At 74.8% G+C, this 1016-nt stretch carries 1 protein-coding gene and 1 pseudogene; both read right to left on the bottom strand.

The window, feature by feature from the left end; genetic code table 11:
• Positions 1-219: pseudogene (locus OZN99_RS32370) on the bottom strand (hypothetical protein); the annotation flags it as partial.
• The coding region (locus OZN99_RS32365) for an ABC transporter permease (protein WP_270939288.1) at positions 216-1016 on the bottom strand (801 nt) is incomplete at its 5' end. The pseudogene OZN99_RS32370 and the gene OZN99_RS32365, both read right to left, overlap by 4 nt.

The following is a 1016-nucleotide window of genomic DNA, read 5'->3' as shown; positions in this document are numbered from 1 at the left end:
GAGCGTGTGCCAGGCGCGGCCGAGGAAGCGCACCACGCCCTGCGCCAGCGCCGGCAGCCCCGCGCAGAGCTCGGCCAGCGCGCGCGCCATGCCGGGGTCCGCCGCGTCCACCAGCGCCAGCTCGCCCGCCTCCAGCCGCAGGTGCACCGGCGCGGCGAGCGGCGATTCCTCCTCGCGCTTCGGCACGGCGCCGGCGACGTGCAGCACCGCCTCGCTCATGTGACGCCGACCGTCAGCAGCACGCTGGTCAGCAGCACGGCCAGCGTGCCGCGCACGAAGCCGCGCGGCAGCAGGAAGGAGGGCGTGTCGCGCACCGTCGCCGACATGCCGGTGATCGCCGAGGTCAGCGCCACCAGCGCGCCGATGGTCAGCATCTTGCCGGCGAAGAGCAGGAAGTCGCGCCGCTCCGTCGCGGCCACCACGCTGTCCACCAGCCCGTCCTGGCCAGTGCGCGTCAGGGCCAGCAGCTCCGCCGCCAGCCAGCCCGTCGCCAGCGAAGCCGCGAGGAACACCACGCCCAGCGTGAAGCCGGCCAGCGCGAGCGCCAGCACGCGCGGCAGCACCAGCAGCACGAAGGGGTCGATCCCCTGCGCCTCCAGCACGCGCAGCTGGCCCGACGCCTTAATGGAGCCGAACTCCACCACGGTGACGGTGCCGCTGCGGCCCAGCAGGATCAGGCCGACGAGCACCGGCGTCACCTCCCGCACCAGCACGGTCACCAGGATGCCGCCGGTCAGCGATTCCTGGCCGACGAAGGCCAGCCAGGAGATCGCCTGGTAGACCATGCCGATGCCGACGATCGCCGCGGCGACCAGCACCGTCGCAAGGCCGCCGAGCACCGAGAGCCGCAATTCGCGCCGGAACTCGTCGCGCACGGTCGCGCGCCGCCAGGTATCGCGGAGCACGCCTTCCAGCACCACGCCGAACCCGAGCGCCGCCGCCGCCAGCGCGACCTGCAGGCCACGCCGCGGCGCCGCGCCGAGGCGGGCGAGCAGCCGCAGCGGCAACGGCTCGCG

Origin of the sequence: Falsiroseomonas oryzae, from assembly GCF_027856955.1 — a bacterium.
In the GTDB taxonomy this organism is placed as follows: domain Bacteria; phylum Pseudomonadota; class Alphaproteobacteria; order Acetobacterales; family Acetobacteraceae; genus Falsiroseomonas; species Falsiroseomonas oryzae.
Note: the sequence above shows the minus strand (reverse complement) of the source record. Positions and strands in the feature narration are given on the sequence as shown.